At 62.1% G+C, this 2,224-nt stretch carries 1 protein-coding gene; it reads left to right on the top strand.

Annotated elements, in window-relative coordinates; all coding sequences use genetic code 11:
* Positions 1-34 precede the first annotated feature (34 nt).
* A partial coding sequence (locus AB0C34_RS31495; RefSeq protein WP_357081087.1) for an AMP-binding protein occupies positions 35-2,224 on the top strand: 2,190 nt, incomplete at its 3' end.

The raw sequence follows: 2,224 nt of genomic DNA, 5'->3' as shown, positions 1-2,224 counted from the left end.
CCACATGCTGACCGACTCCCGAACCGTCATCGGATTGACCACGACAGCCACACGCACGCAACTGCCCGACACCACCACCTGGCTGACCCTCGACAACGTCGGTGAAGCCGACGACTGGCCGGTCACCGACGGGGACCGAGTCCGCCCGGTACGTGTCGATGACATCGCCTACGTGATCTACACGTCCGGTTCGACCGGGTTGCCCAAAGGTGTTGCGGTGACTCATCGTGGTCTGTGTAACTGTGCGTTGGTGCACAGGGATGCGTTGAGTGTGGAAGCTAGTTCGCGGATTTTGTTTTTGGCTTCGCCGAGTTTCGATGTGTCGGTGTTGGAAATGTTGGTGGCGTTGAGTGCGGGTACGACAATGGTGATCGCGCCTGCTGGTGTTTATGGTGGTGATGATTTGGCCGGGTTGCTCGATCGTGAGCGGGTCAGTCATGTTTTTATTACTCCTGCTGCGTTGTCGACGATCGATGGTGGTCGGTGGCCGTTGCCGGGGTTGCGGTGTTTGGTGGTCGGGGGCGAGGACTATGGCACCGAGTTGGTTCAGCGTTGGGGTGGTGGGCGTGAGTTGTTCAATGAGTACGGGCCGACCGAGGCCAGCATTGTTGCGTCGCTGAGTTCTGCGTTGCGGGTTGGTGAGTTGGTGACGGTGGGTGGTCCGGTTCGTGGCGTGTCGGAGTGGGTTTTGGATCGGCGGTTGCAGCCTGTGCCGGTGGGTGTGGCGGGGGAGTTGTATATCGCGGGAGATCTGTTGGCCCGTGGATATTATCGTCGGACGGGTTTGACGGCTGAGCGTTTCGTTGCTTGTCCGTGGGTGGCGGGTGAACGCATGTACCGCACCGGGGATGTGGTGCGCTGGACTGCCAACGGCACGATCCAGCATTTGGGCCGATCCGATTTCCAGGTGAAGATCCGTGGTTTGCGTATCGAACTCGGTGAGATCGATACGACACTCGCCGCGCACGAAAGTGTCGGTTTCGCCACCACCATCGGCCACCACAGCGACTCCGGTACCCAATCGTTGGTGTCGTATGTTGTTGCCGCACCCGAGCATTCGATCGATATCACCACCTTGACCGAGTATGTCGCGGGGCGGTTGCCGTCTTATATGGTTCCGACCTCGATCATGGTGCTCGACGGTATTCCGTTGACACCAGCGGGGAAGCTGGACCGTAAAGCGTTACCCACCCCGGTATTCACCGACAACACCGTATACCGGGCACCCACGACACCGGTCGAACAGGCTATCGCCCAATCGTTCGCCGATGTCCTCGATGTCCAACAAGTCGGCCTCGACGACTCCTTCTTCGCTTTGGGCGGTAATAGTTTGGTTGCGACGCGGGTCGCGGCGCGGCTCGGGGCTGTGTTGGATGCCGAGATCCCGGTGCAGTTGATGTTCGAGGCGCCGACTGTGGCGGGGCTCGCGACCCGTATCGAGCGGCATGACGGCACGGGACGGCGGCGCCCACCTTTGGTGGCCCGGCCACGGCCTGATCTGGTGGCGTTGGCGCCGGCCCAGCAGCGGATGTGGTTCCTCAATCAGTACGACACCAGCTCCGGGGCATACAACATGCCGATCGCGATCCGGTTGCGTGGCGAGTTGAACGTCGATGCGCTGCGATCGGCGATGGTTGATGTGCTGCGCAGACACGAGTCGTTGCGTACGCGATACCCCGACCACGACGGAATGCTGATCCAGTTGGTCGAGCCTGTCGAGGAAGTGGCCCGGGAACTGGTCGTGGTAGCGGTGGCGGCCGACCGGTTGGTGACCACGGTGTCCGAGTTTTTGACCGCGGGTTTCGATGTAAGCGCCGAGGTGCCGGTGCGTGCCCGGTTGTTCGGCGTGATCGGCACCGAGAAACCCGAGTACGTGCTGGCTGTCGTGGTGCATCACATCGCGGCGGACGGTTTCTCCATGACACCGCTGGCTCGCGATGTGACAGCCGCGTATGCCGCACGCGCGGCCGGACACGCCCCGTCCTGGACACCGCTGCCGGTCCAGTACGCGGACTACGCACTATGGCAACGCGCGACCCTCGGCTCACCCGACGACCCGCAATCACTATCGGCCCATCAGATCCGATACTGGACCCAAGCCCTCGACGCAATCACCGAAGAGCTACACCTGCCGGTTGATCGGCCGCGGCCGGTGGTGATGTCGCAGCGGGGCGCCACTACCAGTCACTGCTTGCGGGCCGAATCGGTGCGGGCGTTGGAACGC

Origin of the sequence: Nocardia sp. NPDC049220 (genome assembly GCF_040647855.1) — a bacterium.
Classification (GTDB): Bacteria; Actinomycetota; Actinomycetes; order Mycobacteriales; family Mycobacteriaceae; genus Nocardia.
The sequence above is the reverse complement of the archived record's forward strand: the minus strand, read 5'-3'. Positions and strand labels throughout refer to the sequence as shown.